At 60.9% G+C, this 18,011-nt stretch carries 11 protein-coding genes; 9 read left to right on the top strand and 2 right to left on the bottom strand.

The window, feature by feature from the left end:
* The first annotated feature begins 16 nt into the window (after window positions 1-16).
* The gene (gene yegD / locus F3J36_RS11235) at window positions 17-1,369 is read left to right on the top strand and encodes a molecular chaperone (protein WP_021509318.1); all 1,353 of its coding nucleotides are present in this window, start codon (window positions 17-19) and stop codon (window positions 1,367-1,369) included.
* A gap of 121 nt (window positions 1,370-1,490) precedes the next feature.
* Here the strand turns inward: yegD and F3J36_RS11230 are convergent, their stop codons facing one another.
* Together F3J36_RS11230 and F3J36_RS11225 are read right to left on the bottom strand one after the other, a co-directional pair.
* A complete protein-coding gene (locus F3J36_RS11230) occupies window positions 1,491-2,825 on the bottom strand; it encodes a carbohydrate porin (RefSeq protein ID WP_021509317.1) in 1,335 nt (444 codons plus the stop codon).
* Window positions 2,826-3,046: 221 nt separating this feature from the next.
* Window positions 3,047-4,009 carry an aldo/keto reductase gene (locus tag F3J36_RS11225; protein WP_166719697.1) on the bottom strand — a complete coding sequence of 321 codons (963 nt, stop codon included), beginning with the start codon at window positions 4,007-4,009 and terminating at the stop codon, window positions 3,047-3,049.
* A 240-nt stretch (window positions 4,010-4,249) separates the two neighbouring features.
* On the opposite strand from F3J36_RS11225, the gene F3J36_RS11220 reads away from it, so the two are divergent.
* The 8 genes from F3J36_RS11220 (at window position 4,250) to yegS (ending at window position 17,915) form a co-directional block, all read left to right on the top strand.
* Window positions 4,250-5,479, top strand: a complete 1,230-nt coding sequence (locus F3J36_RS11220; RefSeq protein WP_088516600.1) for an MdtA/MuxA family multidrug efflux RND transporter periplasmic adaptor subunit — start codon at window positions 4,250-4,252, stop codon at window positions 5,477-5,479.
* The gene (locus F3J36_RS11215; protein ID WP_166719696.1) at window positions 5,479-8,601 is read left to right on the top strand and encodes an MdtB/MuxB family multidrug efflux RND transporter permease subunit; all 3,123 of its coding nucleotides are present in this window, start codon (window positions 5,479-5,481) and stop codon (window positions 8,599-8,601) included. Before F3J36_RS11220 ends, F3J36_RS11215 begins: the two co-directional genes overlap by 1 nt.
* Window positions 8,598-11,672, top strand: a complete 3,075-nt coding sequence (gene mdtC / locus F3J36_RS11210; protein WP_166719695.1) for a multidrug efflux RND transporter permease subunit MdtC — start codon at window positions 8,598-8,600, stop codon at window positions 11,670-11,672. The genes F3J36_RS11215 and mdtC overlap by 4 nt, the downstream gene beginning before the upstream one ends.
* A 98-nt stretch (window positions 11,673-11,770) precedes the next feature.
* Entirely contained in the window at window positions 11,771-13,177 is a 1,407-nt protein-coding gene (gene mdtD / locus F3J36_RS11205) for a multidrug transporter subunit MdtD (protein ID WP_031280060.1), read from the top strand.
* Window positions 13,174-14,559, top strand: a complete 1,386-nt coding sequence (gene baeS, locus F3J36_RS11200) for a two-component system sensor histidine kinase BaeS (protein WP_058757282.1) — start codon at window positions 13,174-13,176, stop codon at window positions 14,557-14,559. Before mdtD ends, baeS begins: the two co-directional genes overlap by 4 nt.
* Before the next feature lie 9 nt (window positions 14,560-14,568).
* Window positions 14,569-15,276, top strand: a complete 708-nt coding sequence (gene baeR, locus F3J36_RS11195) for a two-component system response regulator BaeR (protein ID WP_031280058.1) — start codon at window positions 14,569-14,571, stop codon at window positions 15,274-15,276.
* A gap of 139 nt (window positions 15,277-15,415) precedes the next feature.
* Entirely contained in the window at window positions 15,416-16,786 is a 1,371-nt protein-coding gene (yegQ, locus tag F3J36_RS11190; protein WP_021509309.1) for a tRNA 5-hydroxyuridine modification protein YegQ, read from the top strand.
* A gap of 229 nt (window positions 16,787-17,015) precedes the next feature.
* On the top strand, window positions 17,016-17,915 hold the full coding sequence (yegS, locus tag F3J36_RS11185) for a lipid kinase YegS (RefSeq protein WP_141495220.1): 900 nt from the start codon (window positions 17,016-17,018) through the stop codon (window positions 17,913-17,915).
* The last annotated feature ends 96 nt before the right edge of the window (window positions 17,916-18,011 follow it).

Here is an 18,011-nt window from a genome sequence, read left to right as displayed (position 1 = left end):
TGGCATGGGGGATACAATGTTTATCGGATTCGACTACGGCACGGCTAACTGTTCCATCGCGGTAACGGATAGCGGCACACCGCGGTTACTGACCCTGGAAAACGGTCAGCGCCTGCTTCCCTCCATGATTTGCGCGCCCACGCGCGAAGCCATCAGTGAATGGCTGCATCGCCATCATCAGGTCCCCACGCCAGACAGCGAAAGCACCGCGCTGCTGCAGCGCGCGCTGCGTTATAACCGCGAAGAGGATATCGAGGTGACGCCTGCCAGCGTGCAGTTTGGTCTGACCGCGCTGCAGCACTATATGGTCGATCCGGAAGAGGTGTGGTTCGTCAAATCGCCGAAGTCGTTCCTCGGTGCCAGCGGCCTGAAACCCCAGCAGATCGCCTTCTTTGAAGATCTGGTGTGCGCCATGATGCTGCACATTCGCCAGCAGGGTGAAACCCAGCTCGATCAACCGATTGACCAGGCAGTGATTGGCCGGCCAATCAACTTCCAGGGGCTGGGCGGTGAAGACGCCAACCAGCAGGCGCAGGGCATTCTGCTGCGTGCTGCACAGCGTGCCGGGTTCCGCGACGTCGAGTTTCAGTTCGAGCCGGTTGCCGCCGGTCTGGAGTTTGAAGCCACGCTGCAGCAGGAGACACGCGTGCTGGTGGTGGATATCGGCGGCGGAACCACCGACTGCTCCATGCTGCTGATGGGTCCGCAGTGGCGTAATCAGTCCGATCGCCGTGCCAGCCTGCTTGGCCACAGCGGCTGCCGCGTCGGCGGTAACGACCTCGATATCATGCTGGCGTTCAAAACGCTGATGCCGCTGCTGGGTCTGGGCGGTAACACGCTGAAGGGCACTGCCCTGCCCGCGCTGCCGTGGTGGAACGCGGTGGCGATTAACGATGTACCGGCACAAAGCGACTTCTACTCGGCCGCCAGCGGTAAGCTGCTGCGCGATCTGGTGCGTGATGCCGAACAGGGCGATAAAGTCGCGCATCTGCTGAAAGTTTGGCAGCAAAAGCTGAGCTACCGGCTGGTGCGCGCGGCGGAAGAGAGCAAGATTGCGCTCTCCGATCAGCGCGAAACCGCGGCCTCGCTGGCGTTTATTGCGCAAACGCTGCAGGCGGAGATCAGCGCCGCGCAGCTGGAAGAGGCGATCAACCAGCCGCTGGCGCGCATTCTTGAGCAGGTGCAGCTGGCGCTGGCCAGTTGTGACACCCGTCCGGAGGTGATTTACCTCACCGGCGGTAGCGCCCGTTCGCCGATCCTGCGCGCCGCGCTGCAGCAGGCACTGCCCGACACGCCCATCGCCAGCGGCGATGATTTCGGCTCGGTCACCGCCGGCCTGGCGCGCTGGGCCGAAGTGATGTTCAGATAATTCCCTCTCCCGCTTGCGGGAGAGGGTTAGGGTTAGGGTGAGGGCCAGACAGCTCCGTGCGATTTTCCCCTCACCCTGCCCTCTCCCAAAGGGAGAGGGAAAAGTCACACATTCTGCCAGATTAGAAATTCACGTTCGCACTGATGCCGCCGACAAACGCATCTTTCACTTCGCTCACCGCACCCGGTGCCACCACGTATTGCAGGTTTGGACGCAGCTGCAGCCATTTGGTCAGCTGCGCATTGTAATAAACCTCGTAGTTGTACTCGGAACCATCCTGAATCGGCAGATAGGTTGGGCTGTCGAAATCAGTTTCGCCGTTGGCATCATTCTGCTGACGCAGCGAACGGGTATACGCGCTGTTGACGTGAATACGCGCCGCGCCGACGCCAATCTCATCCTGCGGACGCGCATCAAACGGCCCTTTCCAGGTAAAGCTGATCGACTGATAGTTGTCGGTTTTTGAGGTTTTGTGATCGTTCATCACCGCCTGCACCGTCACGCCGAGGCCACGGCTGGCATCGCCGCCCTGCGCGGTCAGCTGCTGCTGTAACAGCACGTAGCCGCCGTAAGCGTGATCCTTGCTCTGATAAGCGCCATCGCGCCAGCTGCCGTAATTATCGCCGTTGGCCGACGAGTAGTAGTAACCAATGCGGTAGTTACCCGGCAGGTTGGCCGGCCCGAAGGTCGGTTTCCAGCCCAGTTCCACCGGCACCAGGTTGCCTTCGGAGTTGCTGGTATCCAGACGGAAACCGTCACCGCGATCGTAGTTGGCACTGTTCTGGTTGTAGAAGCCCACCTGGAAGAACACTTCCGGCGTGAAGTTAACCTTCACGCGGCCGCCCCACTGGGAAACCGGCCAGTTAAACCAGCGATCGCCGCGCCAGTTACCCGCCTGGCCGCTGCCGAATGCGAGGTTCTGGAACTTGCTGTCGAAGTTGTCGAAATCTTCCCCGACGGTGACGCGGCCGGCTTTCAGGTTGACGGTGTTATCAAACAGCCCTTTGCTGAGCCAGAACTGCGTCAGACGCCAGGTCTGGCCACGTCCGTACACTTCCTGCACCGATGACAGCATGCCGGTACGGCGGTCTGCCACCTGATCGGAGATATTGCGACCGTTACGGTCGGTAATGGTCATCTGGAACTGCGCATCCTGCCAGTCGAGCAGTTTTTGCAGGTCAAGATTCAGGCCAAACGCCCACTGATCGCTGTAGCGCATCGAGGTGTTGGTATCGGCACCGCCGCCCAGGTTCGAGGCACTCTCCATGGTGTAGTTAACGTCGAATTTCACGCCGTCGTTTTCCAGCTGCGTTCGGTTACCGCCCCAGTCGCCAAACATATAGGGAGAATCGTAGCTGAACGCATCGGCTGCCACCGCCGACGCACTCAACATGGCAAACATCAGGGTGCCCGCTGCCAGGCGAGGCATATGCTGCACTGCTTTTTTTCTGTTCATGATGATTATTCTTCTGTGAATTTCCGGAGAGGAACGGGCAGAGAATAATGCTGAGGTTGTGTCAATTTTTGCAAATCTGTGCGCAGTGAGTGCAAAGGTGACAGTGACTTAACGCAATTGTGACAGCGATCGATGAATGGATATGTTCTGGAGGAAAAAGGCATTTTTTGCGTGGCGAAAAAATTATTACGTGACGGGACGCCGCAGCGTCCCGCTTCGCGTTACGGCTTGCTGGCGCTGGCCAGCTCTTCAATCTCCTGCTTGCTGAGCTCCAGCTCGGTGGCTTTCACCAGCTCATCCAGCTGCTGCAGCGAGGTGGCACTGACAATCGGTGCCGTGATGCTCGGTCGCGCAATCTGCCACGCCAGCGCCACCTGAGTAGCAGAGGCATCGTGCGAGGCCGCGACATCTTCCAGCGCTTCAATGATGCGCTTACCGCGATCGTTGAGGTATTTTTCTACAATGCCCTGGCCGCGCGCGCTTTTGCTGGCGTCTTCCGGTTTCTTGTATTTCCCGCTCAGGAAACCGCTGGCCAGCGAGTAGTAGTTAATCACGCCGAGACCGTTTGTCACCGCCACCTGCTCCAGTCCGCTTTCATACTCCTGACGATCGTACAGGTTGTACTCCGGCTGCAGGGTTTCATAGCGCGCCAGTCCCTCCTGCTTACTGATGTCGAGCGCTTCCTGCAGGCGCTGCGCGCTGTAGTTGGACGCACCAATAGCCCGCACTTTGCCCTCTTTGATCAGCGAGTCGAAGGCTTTCAGCGTCTCCACCAGCGGCGTGCTGTCGTCATCACGGTGCGCCTGGTAGAGATCGATGACATCCGTCTGCAGGCGGCGCAGCGAATCTTCCACGGCCTGGCGGATATAGGCCGGTTTCAGCCCGGTTTTCTCCGGCGTCAGCTCCATGCCTACCTTGGTGGCGAGCACGATACTGTCGCGCTTACCGCTTTTTTTCAGCCATTTACCGATGATGGTTTCCGATTCACCGCCGGCGTTGCCCGGCGCCCAGCGTGAGTAAACGTCTGCGGTATCAATGAAGAACAGCCCCTTTTCCACCAGCGCGTCGAGCAGTGAAAACGAGGTTTTTTCATCGACCGTCCAGCCAAAAACGTTGCCGCCAAACGTCAGCAGCGGCACGCTGATACCGCTGTCGCCCAGCTGACGGGTTTTGTGTTGACGCATGTGATCCTCCTTAGTGAAACGAGACTGGTCTGTCATTCAGCTTAGCAAAGGAAAAAGTCACGCTTATGCGTATTGCTGCCAAAATATTTACTGAATATGAATACTTAGCGTGCCCGGGGCGATATTCTTAATTCCTTCAATTTTTGCCCGGCCCGGGCGACTACAATCATTTCGTTTGCGCCGCGGTTCGTTTGCGCGCGCATGTGGGGAAAACGAAACCGCCGGAGAGCACACAGAGCAATGAATAAACGATTAAAAACAGGCCTGATTAGCGTGGTGGTGCTGGCTGCGCTGGCGGGCGCTTACTACTGGTGGCAGCATCCGGCCGAGCCTGCGCAGGCTACCCAGGCTGATGGCCAGCCGCATCACGGACGCGGTGGCAACAACGGCGGCGGACGCCGTCCGCTGGCACCGGTGCAGGCCGCAACCGCGACCACCGAAAGCGTGCCCTATTACCTCAGCGGACTCGGCACCGTCACCGCGGCCAACACCGTTACGGTGCGCAGCCGGGTCGACGGCCAGCTGATGGCGCTGCACTTCACGGAAGGTCAGCAGGTGGAGGCCGGCGCGCTGCTGGCAGAAATCGATCCCCGCCCATGGCAGGTAGCGCTCACCCAGGCGCAGGGCCAGCTGGCCAAAGATCAGGCGACGCTGGCTAATGCGCGCCGCGACCTCAGCCGTTATGAAAAACTGGCGAAAACCTCGCTGGTGTCGCAGCAGGAGCTGGATACCCAGCGCTCGCTGGTCAGTGAAACCCTCGGCACCATCAAAGCCGACGAAGGCAATGTGGCCAGCGCGCAGCTCAATCTGACCTACAGCCGCATCACCGCGCCGATTGCCGGACGCGTCGGGCTGAAGCAGGTGGATGTCGGCAACTACATTACCGCCGGCGATACCAATGGTCTGGTGGTGATCACCCAGACGCACCCGATTGACGTGGTGTTCAGCGTTGCCGAGAACAACATTAGCCAGATCCTGAAAGCCCAGAAAAGCGGCCAGCCGCTGCCGGTTGAAGCCTGGGATCGCAGCAATAAAACCCTGCTGACCACGGGTGCGCTGCTGAGCATTGATAACCAGATCGATGTCACCACCGGCACCATTAAACTCAAGGCGCGCTTCAGCAATCAGGACGACGCCCTGTTTCCCAACCAGTTTGTTAATGCCCGGCTGAAGGTGGATACGCTGCAAAACGCGGTGGTGATCCCGACTGCCGCGCTGCAGATGAGCAACGACGGCCACTTTGTCTGGGTGGTGAACAGCGATAACAAAGTGAGCAAGAAACGCGTCACCGCCGGGCTGCAGGATAGCCAGAAAGTGGTGATTGATGCCGGGCTGCAGGCCGGTCAGCGCGTGGTCACCGACGGTCTCGACCGCCTGACCGAAGGCGCCACGGTGGAAATTGTCGCCGCACAGAGTACCGCCACGCACAGCACGCGCGCGGCGCAACCGGCTCGCGGAGAACGTCAATAATGCAGGTGATGCCTCCCGACGCCAGCGGCGGCCCGTCACGCCAGTTTATTCTGCGCCCGGTGGCCACCACGCTGCTGATGATCGCGATTTTGCTGGCCGGCGTGCTGGGCTATCGCTTCCTGCCGGTTTCCGCGCTGCCGGAAGTCGATTATCCGACCATTCAGGTCGTCACGCTCTATCCCGGCGCCAGCCCGGATGTGGTGACCTCGTCGATTACCGCGCCGCTTGAGCGCCAGTTCGGGCAGATGTCCGGCCTGAAGCAAATGGCGTCGCAAAGCTCCGGCGGTGCCTCGGTGATTACGCTGCAGTTCCAGCTGACGCTGGCGCTCGACGTTGCCGAACAGGAAGTGCAGGCGGCGATCAACTCTGCCACTAACCTGCTGCCTGGCGATCTGCCGAATCCGCCGGTGTACAGCAAAGTCAATCCGGCCGATCCGCCAATCATGACGCTGGCCGTTACCACCACCAGCATGCCGCTGACGCAGGTGCAGGACATGGTGGAGACGCGGGTGGCGCAGAAGATTTCCCAGGTCTCCGGCGTCGGTCTGGTCACGCTCTCCGGCGGCCAGCGCCCGGCAGTGCGGGTGAAGATGAACGCTCAGGCGCTGGCGGCCCTCGGCCTCACCAGCGAGACGGTGCGCACCGCCATCAGCAACGCCAACGTCAATTCGGCGAAAGGCAGTCTTGATGGCCCAACGCGCTCCATCACGCTGTCAGCCAATGACCAGATGACCTCCGCGGAGGATTACCGCAAGCTGATCGTCAGCTACAGCAACGGCGCGCCGGTGCGGCTGGGCGACGTCGCCACGGTTGAACAGGGCGCAGAAAACAGCTGGCTGGGCGCCTGGGCCAACCGTCAGCCGGCGATTGTGCTGAACGTGCAGCGCCAGCCGGGCGCCAATATTATCGCTACCGCTGACAGCATCCGCACGCTGCTGCCGTCGCTGACCGCCACGCTGCCGAAGTCGGTTGACGTCAAACTGCTCACCGATCGCACCACCAACATTCGCGCCTCGGTAGCGGATACCCAGCATGAGCTGATGCTGGCCATCGGGCTGGTGGTGATGATCATCTATCTGTTTCTGCGCAACGTCCCGGCCACCATTATTCCGGCGGTCGCGGTGCCGCTGTCGCTGGTCGGCACCTTCGCCGCCATGTATTTCCTTGGCTTTTCGATCAATAACCTGACGCTGATGGCGCTGACCATCGCCACCGGCTTTGTGGTCGATGACGCCATCGTGGTAATCGAGAACATCTCGCGCTACATCGAAAAAGGCGAAAAGCCGATGACCGCCGCGCTGAAAGGTGCCGGTGAGATTGGCTTCACCATCATCTCCCTCACCTTCTCGCTGATCGCGGTGCTGATTCCGCTGCTGTTTATGGGCGACGTGATTGGCCGTTTGTTCCGCGAGTTCGCCGTGACGCTGGCGGTGGCGATTCTGATCTCGGCGGTGGTCTCGCTGACGCTGACGCCGATGATGTGCGCGCGCATGCTGAGCGCCGAATCGCTGCGCAGGCAGAACCGCTTCTCCCGCGCCAGCGAGGCGATGTTCGATAAGGTGATTGCCGGCTATGGCCGCTGGCTGACGCGCGTGCTGCGCCACCCGTGGCTGACGCTGTCGGTGGCGCTTGGCACGCTGCTGCTAACGGTGCTGCTGTGGGTGGTGATTCCGAAGGGCTTCTTCCCGCAGCAGGACAACGGCATCATTCAGGGCACGCTGCAGGCGCCGCAGTCGGTCTCTTACGCCAGTATGGCGCAGCGCACCCGCGACGTGGCGTCGATCATTATGAAAGATCCGGCGGTGCAGAGCCTGACCTCGTTCGTCGGCGTGGATGGCACCAACGCGGCGCTCAACAGCGCGCGGCTGCAAATCAACCTGAAACCGCTGGACCAGCGTGACGATCGTATTCCGGCAGTGCAGCAGCGGCTGCAGCAGGCGATCGATCGCCTGCCCGGCGTGTCGCTGTGGCTGCAGCCGGTACAGGACCTGACCATTGATACCCAGGCGAGCCGCACGCCATACCAGTTTACCCTGCAGTCGGGTTCGCTGGAGTCGCTGGGCAGCTGGGTGCCGAAACTGCTGGCACAGCTCAATACGCTGCCGCAGCTGCGCAACGTCAGCAGCGACTGGCAGGATCAGGGGCTGGAAGCCTTTGTGCGCGTCGATCGCGACAGCGCCAGCCGGCTCGGCATCAGCATGGCCGACATTGATAACGCGCTGTACAACGCCTTTGGCCAGCGCCTGATCTCAACGATTTACACCCAAGCCAATCAGTATCGCGTGGTGCTGGAGCAGGACAACACGCAAACCCCCGGTCTCGCCAGCCTCGACGCGATTCGCCTGAACAGCAGCGACGGCGGCAGCGTGCCGCTCAGCGCCATCGCGCAAGTCGAAGAGCGCCACGCTGCGCTGAGTATTAATCATCTCGACCAGTTCCCGTCGGCCACCTTCTCGTTTGACGTGGCGCACGGCTACTCGCTCGGCGATGCGCTGCAGGCGATCACCACGGCGGAAGATCAGGTCGGCATGCCGGCCGAGATGATGACGCAGTTCCAGGGCAGCACGCTGGCGTTTGAAGCGGCGCTGACCAGCACCATCTGGCTGATCGTCGCGGCGGTAGTGGCAATGTATATCGTGCTCGGCGTGCTGTATGAGAGCTTCATCCACCCGATTACCATTCTGTCGACGCTGCCCACCGCCGGCGTTGGTGCGCTGCTGGCGCTGATGCTGAGCGGCAACGAGCTGGATATCATCGCCATCATCGGCATCATTTTGCTGATCGGTATCGTGAAGAAGAACGCCATCATGATGATCGACTTCGCGCTGGCCGCCGAGCGTGAACAGGGCATGGCGCCGCGTGAGGCGATCTATCAGGCCTGTCTGCTGCGCTTCCGGCCGATTCTGATGACCACGCTGGCGGCGCTGCTTGGCGCGCTGCCGCTGATGCTCAGCACCGGCGTCGGCGCGGAGCTGCGTCGTCCGCTCGGCATCGCCATGGTCGGTGGCCTGGTGCTGAGCCAGGTGCTGACGCTGTTTACCACCCCGGTGATCTATCTGCTGTTTGATCGCCTTGCCCACGCCACGCGCCGGCGTCTGAAAGGCACGGAGGCGCAGTCGTGAAGTTTTTCGCCCTGTTTATCCATCGGCCGGTTGCCACCACGCTGCTGACGCTGGCGATTGCGCTGGCGGGTATTCTTGGCTTCCGTCTGCTGCCGGTGGCGCCGCTGCCGCAGCTGGATTTCCCGGTGATTCTCATCTCGGCCTCGCTGCCCGGCGCGTCGCCGGAAACCATGGCGGCCTCGGTCGCCACGCCGCTGGAGCGCTCGCTGGGGCGCATTGCCGGCGTCAGTGAAATGACTTCCACCAGCTCGCTGGGCAGCACGCGCATCATTCTGGTGTTTGATTTCGACCGCGACATCAACGGCGCGGCGCGCGACGTGCAGGCGGCAATCAATGCTGCTCAAAGCCTGCTGCCGACCGGCATGCCCAATCGTCCAACCTACCGCAAAGCCAACCCGTCCGATGCGCCGATCATGATCCTCACCATGACCTCGGATATTTATAAACCCGGTCAGCTGTATGATTACGCGTCGACGCAACTGGCGCAGAAGCTGTCGCAGATTGATGGCGTTGGCGATGTCACGGTGGGCGGCAGTTCGCTGCCGGCGGTGCGCGTCGACCTCAATCCGCAGGCGCTGTTTAATCAGGGCGTGTCGCTGGATGCGGTGCGCACCGCCATCAGCAACGCCAACCAGCGCCGTCCGCAGGGTGCCATCGACGATACCCAGCAGCGCTGGCAGGTGCGGACCAACGATGAGCTGCAAACCGCCAGCGTCTACCAGCCGCTGGTGGTGCACTACAACAACGGCGCGGCGGTACGGCTGAGCGATGTGGCGAACGTGCAGGATTCGGTGCAGGACGTGCGCAACGCCGGGATGACCAACGGTAAACCGGCGGTGCTGCTGGTGGTGCGCAAGTCGCCGGACGCCAACATTATTGATACCGTCGACCGCATCCGGGCGGAAATGCCGGAGCTGCATGAGGTGATCCCGGCGGCTATCGACCTGCAAATCGCCCAGGACCGTTCGCCCACTATCCGCGCCTCGCTGCATGAAGTGGAGCAATCGCTGGTGATCGCCGTGGCGCTGGTGATTCTGGTGGTGTTTTTCTTCCTGCGCGACGGCCGCGCCACGCTGATTCCGGCGGCGGCGGTACCGGTATCGCTGATTGGTACCTTCGCCGCCATGTACCTGTGCGGCTTCAGCCTGAATAACCTGTCGCTGATGGCGCTGACCATCGCCACCGGCTTTGTGGTGGATGACGCCATTGTGGTGCTGGAAAACATCGCGCGCCACGTCGAAGCCGGCATGAAGCCGCTGCAGGCGGCACTCACCGGGGTGCGCGAGGTGGGCTTTACCGTGCTGTCGATGAGCCTGTCGCTGATTGCGGTGTTCCTGCCGCTGCTGATGATTGGCGGTATTATTGGCCGCTTCTTCTCGGAGTTTGCCATCACGCTGTCGGTGGCGATTCTCATCTCGCTGTTTATCTCCATTACACTGACGCCGATGATGTGCGCGTATCTGCTGAAACCGCAGGCGAAGCGCAGCCAGCCGCGCACGCGCGGATTTGGCCGCGTGCTGCTGGCGGTGCAGCAGGGCTATGCGCGCTCGCTGGGCTGGGTGCTGAACCACGCGATCTGGGTGCTGTTGCTGCTGGTCGGCACCGTCGGGCTGACCATCTGGCTGTTTATCGCCATCCCGAAAACCTTTATGCCCGAGCAGGACACCGGCCGTCTCAACGGCTTTATCTCCGCCGATCAGAGCATTTCGTTTCAGGCGATGCGCGGCAAGCTGCAGGATTTCATGAACATCATCAAGGCTGACCCGGCGGTCGATAACGTCACCGGCTTCACCGGCGGCTCGCGCACCAACAGCGGCTCGATGTTTGTGTCACTCAAGCCGCTGTCAGAACGCAGCGAAAGCGCGCAGGAAGTGATCGCCCGCCTGCGCGTGAAGCTGGCGAAAGAACCGGGTGCCAACCTCTACCTCAATGCAGTGCAGGATATTCGCGTTGGCGGACGCGAATCGAACGCCAGCTACCAGTACAGCCTGCTGTCGGATAACCTCGCCGATTTACGCGAGTGGGAGCCGAAAATCCGCCAGGCGTTTGCCGCGCTGCCAGAGCTGGCCGATGTGAACTCGGATCAGCAGGACAACGGCAGCGAAATGGCGCTGACTTACGATCGCGAAAGCATGGCGCGCCTCGGCATCGACGTGTCGGCGGCCAATGCGCTGCTGAATAACGCCTTCGGCCAGCGGCAAATCTCCACCATCTACCAGCCGCTGAATCAGTACAAAGTGGTGATGGAGGTGGATCCGCGCTATACCCAGGATGTCAGCGCGCTGGATCAGATGTTCGTGATCAACAGCGACGGCAAAGCGATTCCGCTGAGCTGGTTTGCAAAATGGCAGCCGGCCAACGCGCCGCTGTCGGTCAACCATCAGGGGCTGTCGGCGGCCTCGACCATCTCGTTTAACCTGCCGGAAGGGGTCTCGCTGTCGCAGGCGTCAGAGGCCATTGACCGCACCATCACGGCGATTGGCGTGCCGTCCAGCGTGCGCGGCAGCTTTGCCGGCACCGCGCAGGTATTTCAGGATTCGCAATCGAACCAGCTGTGGCTGATGCTGGCGGCGATTGCCGCGGTGTATATCGTGCTCGGCATTCTGTATGAGAGCTACGTGCACCCCCTGACGATTCTCTCTACCCTGCCCTCGGCGGGCGTCGGCGCGCTGCTGGCGCTGCAGCTGTTTAATACGCCGTTCAGCCTGATTGCGCTGATCGGCATCCTGCTGCTGATCGGTATCGTGAAAAAGAACGCCATCATGATGGTGGATTTCGCGCTGGAGGCGGAGCGCAACGGCAACCTGTTGGCGCGCGATGCCATTTTCCAGGCGTGCCAGCTGCGTTTCCGCCCGATTCTGATGACCACGCTGGCGGCGCTGTTTGGTGCGCTGCCGCTGGTGCTGACCAGCGGGGACGGCGCGGAGCTGCGCCAGCCGCTGGGCATCACCATTGCCGGTGGGCTGGTGATGAGCCAGCTGCTGACGCTGTACACCACACCGGTGGTGTACCTGATGATGGATAAACTGCGCCGTCGGAAAAAGCAGCCGCGGTTGATAACGGAGCCATAACGCCATACCTGCACTAACCGTAGCGGCGCAATTCAACGCGCGATAAATCGCGCCGCTACGCGACCTGCGGTTGATGAAACTGTTAACACGGGATGACCATGAACGCACAAACCGCCACTGTCCGCTGGCAACTGTGGATTGTGGCCTTCGGCTTTTTTATGCAGACGCTGGATACCACCATTGTGAACACCGCGATTCCGGCGATGGCCCACGATCTCAACGTCAGCCCGCTGCATATGCACTCGGTGATTGTCTCCTACGTGCTCACCGTGGCGGTCACGCTGCCGCTCAGCGGCTGGCTGGCGGACCGCTTTGGCGTGCGCAACATCTTCTTCTGCGCCATCGTGCTGTTTAGCCTCGGTTCGCTGCTGTGTGCCTTCGCCACGTCACTTGACCAGCTGGTGATGGCGCGCGTGGTCCAGGGCATTGGCGGCGCGATGATGGTGCCGGTCGGCCGGCTGACGGTGATGAAAATCGTGCCGCGTGAGCAGTACATGTCGGCCATGACCTTTGTCACCCTGCCCGGCCAGATTGGCCCGCTGCTCGGCCCGGCGCTGGGCGGCATTCTGGTGGAGTATGCCAGCTGGCACTGGATCTTCCTGATCAACATTCCGGTCGGCATCATCGGTGCCATTGCCACGCTTCTGCTGATGCCGAACTACACCATGCAGACGCGACGCTTTGACTTCCTTGGTTTTGTGCTGCTGGCGGTCGGCATGGCTACGCTGACGCTGGCGCTCGACGGCCAGCGCAGCGCCGGCGGCTCACCGCTGCTGCTGTGCCTGCTGATTCTGCTGGGGGTGTTTTCCCTGCTGTTCTACCTGATGCACGGCCGCAACAACGATAACGCGCTGTTTAGCCTGAAGCTGTTTGACAACCGCATTTACGCCATCGGCCTGCTCGGCAGCTTCACCGGCCGCATCGGCAGCGGCATGCTGCCGTTTATGACGCCGATTTTTCTGCAGGTGGGTCTCGGCTTTAGCCCGTTCCACGCCGGGCTGATGATGATCCCGATGGTGCTGGGCAACATGGGCATCAAACGCGTGGTGGTGCGCATCGTAAATCTGTTTGGCTATCGTAACGCGCTGGTGGGCGGCACGCTGGCGCTGGCACTGGTGGTGCTGCTGTTTCCCGTGGTGGCGCTGCTCGGCTGGATCTGGCTGCTGCCCGTGGTGCTGCTGTTGCAGGGCATGGTCAATGCCATCCGCTTTTCGTCCATGAATACCCTGACGCTGAAAGAGCTGCCGGACGAGCTGGCCTCGAGCGGCAACAGCCTGCTGTCGATGATCATGCAGCTGTCGATGAGTATCGGCGTCACCGTGGCCGGTCTGCTGCTCGGCGCTTTCGGCCATGGCGCGGTGAGCGACAGCGCCGCGACCCATCAAACCTTTATGTACACCTATTTGTGCATGGCGCTGGTGATTGCGCTGCCGGCACTGGTGTTCTGGCGCGTACCCGCCGATGTGAGTAAAAACGTGGACCTGAGAGGCAGGAGAAAAGGATGAAGCAGCCGGTAAAACTCGGCATCAGCGCCAAACTGTTTATGGCGATTTTTTCCACCTGCATGCTGGTGATCATCACCATGCACTGGGGCGTGCGCCTCAGCTTTGAGCATGGCTTTGTCGATTACATCAAAAAGGGCAACGAGCAGCGCCTGACGCTGCTGAGCGATGCGCTGGCCGATCAATACGAACAGCACGGTAGCTGGGATTTTCTGCGTAACAACGATCGGCTGATTTTCACCATTCTGCGCTCGCTGGAACAGAATCCTGGCAGCGGCACGCAGCTGCCGCCGCACGGCTGGCGCACCCAGTTCTGGATTATCGATCAGCAGTACAAAATATTGTCCGGCCCGCGCTCGCCGGTGCCGCCGGAAGGCTCACGCCGCAATATCACCACCAGCAACGGCAAGATTGTTGGCTGGGTGATTGCGTCGCCCGCCGAGCGGCTGACGCGCAGCACCGATATCAATTTTGACCATCAGCAGCGTCAGACCAGCTGGCTGATTGTCGGCCTCACCACGCTGCTGGCCGCGCTGGTCACCTGGCTGCTGGCGCGCGGCCTGCTGGCGCCGGTGAAACGGCTGGTGGACGGCACCCATCAGCTGGCGGCGGGCAAGTTTACCACCCGGGTGGAGGTCGGCAGCAGCGACGAAATTGGTCAGCTGGCGCGCGACTTCAACCAGCTGGCGCGCTCGCTGGAGAAAAATGAGAGCAACCGGCGCGCCTTTATGGCCGATATTTCCCATGAGCTGCGTACGCCGCTGGCGATTTTGCGCGGTGAGCTGGAGGCGATGCAGGATGGCGTGCGCAAACTGACCCCCGACGCCATCAGTTCGCTGCAGAGTGAAGTCGCGCTGCTGACACAACTGGTGGAAGACCTGCACCAGCTGTCGCTCTCCGACGCGGGCGCCCTCGCCTACCGCAAACAGCCGGTGGATCTGGTCAGTCTGCTGGAGGTGGTGGCGGGCAGTTTTGGCGAACGCTATCGCAGCCGGGGGTTGACGCTCAGCCTGATGTTGCCGGCGCAGGCCAGCAGCTTTGGCGATCCGGACCGGCTGATGCAGCTGTTTACTAACCTGCTGGAAAACAGCCTGCGCTACACCGATGCCGGCGGCACGGTGCAGCTCAGTATGCAGCTCAGCGGCGAGCAGTGGCAGCTGCAGTTTGCCGATAGCGCACCGGGCGTCGAGCGCCAGCAGCAGGCACAGCTGTTTGAGCGCTTCTTCCGCGCCGAAAGCTCGCGCAATCGCGCCAGCGGCGGCTCCGGGCTTGGTCTGGCGATCTGCAAGAATATTGTTGAGGCGCATGACGGCAGCATTAATGCGGCCGACTCTGATTTAGGTGGGCTGAAAATCACGCTAAACTTGCCGTATGTTCCTCACTAGACACCCTTTATGAGCACGGAAAATAGCGATCCCCTGATTCTTGTTGTGGAAGACGAACCCAAACTGGCGCAGCTGATGATTGATTATCTGCAGGCGTCAAACTACCGCACGCACCATCTCGCCGATGGCAACGCGGTACTGAGTTATGTGCAACAAACGCCGCCAGACCTGATGCTACTGGATTTGATGCTGCCGGGCCGTGACGGCCTGACGCTGTGTCGGGAAATTCGCCGCTTCTCCGAGCTGCCGATTATCATGGTGACCGCACGCACGGAAGAGATCGATCGCCTGCTCGGGCTGGAGATTGGCGCTGACGACTATATCTGCAAACCCTTCAGCCCACGTGAAGTGGTGGCGCGGGTGAAAACCATTCTGCGCCGGGTGAAACGTTCGCCAGAAGAGGCGCAGCTTGCCTCGCATCTGCTGATCGACGAAGGGCGTTTCCAGGCCAGCTGGCGCGAACAGCCGCTGGAGCTGACGCCCGCCGAGTTCCGCCTGCTGAAAACCCTGGCGCTGGAGCCGGGCAAAGTGTTCTCGCGCGAGCAACTATTGAACCATCTGTATGACGACTATCGCGTGGTCACCGATCGCACCATTGACAGCCACATCAAGAACCTGCGGCGCAAGCTGGAGAACCTTGATGCCGAACAGCCGTTTATTCGCGCCGTGTACGGTATGGGATATCGCTGGGAAGCGGACGTTGGCCGCCTGCTGTAACCGCTTAGATTGATCCAGGTCAATTTACATCGGGAGTCGCCCTGCCTACAATTCCCCACCTTTTGCAGGGCCGCCTGACGCGGCCGCTGCACGTGCCATCCGTGATGGCATGCTGACCTGACATCAGTGAGAACTCCCCATGCTTAAACCCGAACTGCTTTCGCCGGCAGGCACGCTGAAAAATATGCGTTACGCCTTTGCCTATGGCGCCGACGCGGTGTATGCCGGCCAGCCGCGCTACAGCCTGCGCGTGCGCAACAACGAATTCACCCATGAAAACCTCGCCAAAGGCATCAGCGAGGCGCACGCGCTCGGCAAGAAGTTTTACGTGGTGGTAAACATTGCCCCGCACAACGCCAAGCTGAAAACCTTTATCCGCGATCTGACGCCGGTCATCGAAATGCAGCCGGATGCGCTGATCATGTCCGATCCCGGCCTGATCATGCTGGTGCGTGAAGCCTTCCCGCAGATGCCGATTCACCTGTCGGTGCAGGCTAACGCGGTGAACTGGGCCACGGTGAAGTTCTGGCAGCAGATGGGGCTGACGCGCGTGATTCTGTCGCGCGAGCTGTCGCTGGAGGAGATCGCCGAAATTCGCCAGCAGGTGCCGGAGATGGAGATTGAAATCTTTGTTCACGGCGCGCTGTGCATGGCCTACTCCGGCCGCTGCCTGCTCTCTGGCTATCTGAATAAGCGCGATCCCAATCAGGGCACCTGTACCAACGCCTGCCGCTGGGAATATAACGTGGCCGAAGGCCAGCAGGATGAGGTCGGCAACATCGTTGGCTTCCATCAGCCGGTTGCGGTGCAGCCCGCGACGCTCGGCGTCGGTCAGCCTACCGACCGGGTATTCCTGCTGGAAGAGAAGATGAAGCCAGGCGAGGTGATGAGCGCGTTCGAAGATGAGCACGGCACCTACATCATGAACTCGAAAGATCTGCGCGCGGTGGCGCACGTCGAACGCCTGAGCCAGATGGGCGTGCATTCGCTGAAAATTGAGGGCCGCACCAAATCGTTTTACTACTGCGCGCGCACCGCGCAGGTGTACCGCCGCGCAATCGACGATGCAGCCGCCGGCAAACCTTTCGATCCGGCACTGCTGGAGACGCTGGAAGGGCTGGCGCATCGCGGCTATACCGAAGGTTTTTTGCGTCGCCACACCCATGACAGCTATCAAAACTACGAGCAGGGTTTTTCCATTTCGGAGCGTCAGCAGTTTGTTGGTGAATTTACCGGTGAGCGGCGCGGTACGTGGGCGCAGGTCGCGGTGAAGAACAAATTCATGCTGGGCGATAGCGTGGAGATCATGACGCCGGACGGCAATCTCAACTGCACGCTGCAGGCGATGCAGAATGACAAGGGTGCCGCGGTTGAGGTGGCGCCGGGAGATGGTCATCGCGTCTGGATCAGCGTGCCGGAGGGGGTCGATCTGGCCTATGCGCTGCTGCTGCGCAATTTTACCGACGGTAACAGCACTTACGATCCGCACGGTAAAAATCGCACTAAATGAAAAGAAAACGGCGAAGTTAGAACAGGATCACAGACCGCCGCTTCGCCGCGCTTTAGAATCGCGCCTGCTGCTAACGAGTAACAACAAACAGCAGGTAGTACCAGGAACCACCTCATTCACCCGCCCGGCTCCCCCGTGCGGGTTTTCTTTTTTTCATCGTTCGCCGATAAAGTTCCCGCCGCAGCTATGCTATAACCACAGCTCTGTCTTACTCATCAGGGAAGCGATAATGCAAAATAAACCCCTCACTTTGCTGATTCTGAATGGAAAAGGCGCAGGCAATGAAGAGTTGCGTGCCGCCGTGAATACCCTGCGCGACGAAGGCTTTAACCTGGCGGTGCGTGTGACCTGGGAAAAAGGCGACGGTGACCGCTATGTGCAGGAAGCGCTGCAGCTGCAAGCGGAAACCGTGGTGGCTGGCGGCGGCGATGGCACCATCAATGAGATTGCCACCGCGCTGGCCGCCCTGCCACCCGCGCAGCGGCCGGTGCTGGGGATTTTACCGCTTGGCACTGCCAACGATTTTGCTACCAGCGCCGGTATCCCGGCAGAAATGGAAGCGGCACTGCGGCTGGCGGTACTGGGCAAAGCCACGGCCATCGATCTGGCGCGGGTGAACGGCGACCGTTACTTCATCAACATGGCGACCGGCGGTTTTGGCACACGCATCACTACGGAAACGCCGGAGAAACTGAAATCGGCGCTGGGCGGCGTCTCCTATTTTATTCATGGCCTGATGCGCGTTGATGCGCTGAAGCCGGACAGCTGCGAAATCAGCGGACCGGGCTTTCACTGGCAGGGTGACGCGCTGGTGATTGGCATTGGCAATGGCCGTCAGGCCGGTGGCGGACAGCGGTTATGTCCGGAAGCGCTGATCAACGACGGACAACTTAATCTCAGCATCGTAACCGCCCAGGAGCTGCTGCCAACGCTGCTGCACTCGCTGACGCGCGACGACGAAAACCCGAACATTGTCGCGGCACAGCTGACGTCACTGACCATCCGTTCACCGCATGAGATGACCTTTAACCTCGACGGCGAGCCGCTGTCCGGCAGCGAGTTTGTGATTGAGGTGCAGCCCGGCGCGTTGAGCTGCCGCCTGCCGCCGCAGTGTCCGTTGCTGGCGTAATCATTGGAAAATTCCTGCATTATCCCGGTGCGCATAAATGCGCACCCTGTGAGGCTCGCCATTCATGGCGACCGGTTACGTGCGTCTGCGGCTGAC

Origin of the sequence: Pantoea sp. Cy-640 (assembly GCF_011752635.1) — a bacterium.
In the GTDB taxonomy this organism is placed as follows: Bacteria; Pseudomonadota; Gammaproteobacteria; order Enterobacterales; family Enterobacteriaceae; genus Pantoea; species Pantoea dispersa.
The sequence above is the reverse complement of the archived record's forward strand: the minus strand, read 5'-3'. Positions and strand labels throughout refer to the sequence as shown.

Coding starts and splice junctions, on each gene's coding strand:
- baeS (WP_058757282.1), top strand. CDS start 13,174: ATGAAGCAGCCGGTAAAACTCGGCATCAGCGCCAAACTGTTTATGGCG.
- baeR (WP_031280058.1), top strand. CDS start 14,569: ATGAGCACGGAAAATAGCGATCCCCTGATTCTTGTTGTGGAAGACGAA.
- yegS (WP_141495220.1), top strand. CDS start 17,016: ATGCAAAATAAACCCCTCACTTTGCTGATTCTGAATGGAAAAGGCGCA.
- mdtD (WP_031280060.1), top strand. CDS start 11,771: ATGAACGCACAAACCGCCACTGTCCGCTGGCAACTGTGGATTGTGGCC.
- F3J36_RS11230 (WP_021509317.1), bottom strand. CDS start 2,825: ATGAACAGAAAAAAAGCAGTGCAGCATATGCCTCGCCTGGCAGCGGGC.
- F3J36_RS11220 (WP_088516600.1), top strand. CDS start 4,250: ATGAATAAACGATTAAAAACAGGCCTGATTAGCGTGGTGGTGCTGGCT.
- F3J36_RS11225 (WP_166719697.1), bottom strand. CDS start 4,009: ATGCGTCAACACAAAACCCGTCAGCTGGGCGACAGCGGTATCAGCGTG.
- F3J36_RS11215 (WP_166719696.1), top strand. CDS start 5,479: ATGCAGGTGATGCCTCCCGACGCCAGCGGCGGCCCGTCACGCCAGTTT.
- yegQ (WP_021509309.1), top strand. CDS start 15,416: ATGCTTAAACCCGAACTGCTTTCGCCGGCAGGCACGCTGAAAAATATG.
- yegD (WP_021509318.1), top strand. CDS start 17: ATGTTTATCGGATTCGACTACGGCACGGCTAACTGTTCCATCGCGGTA.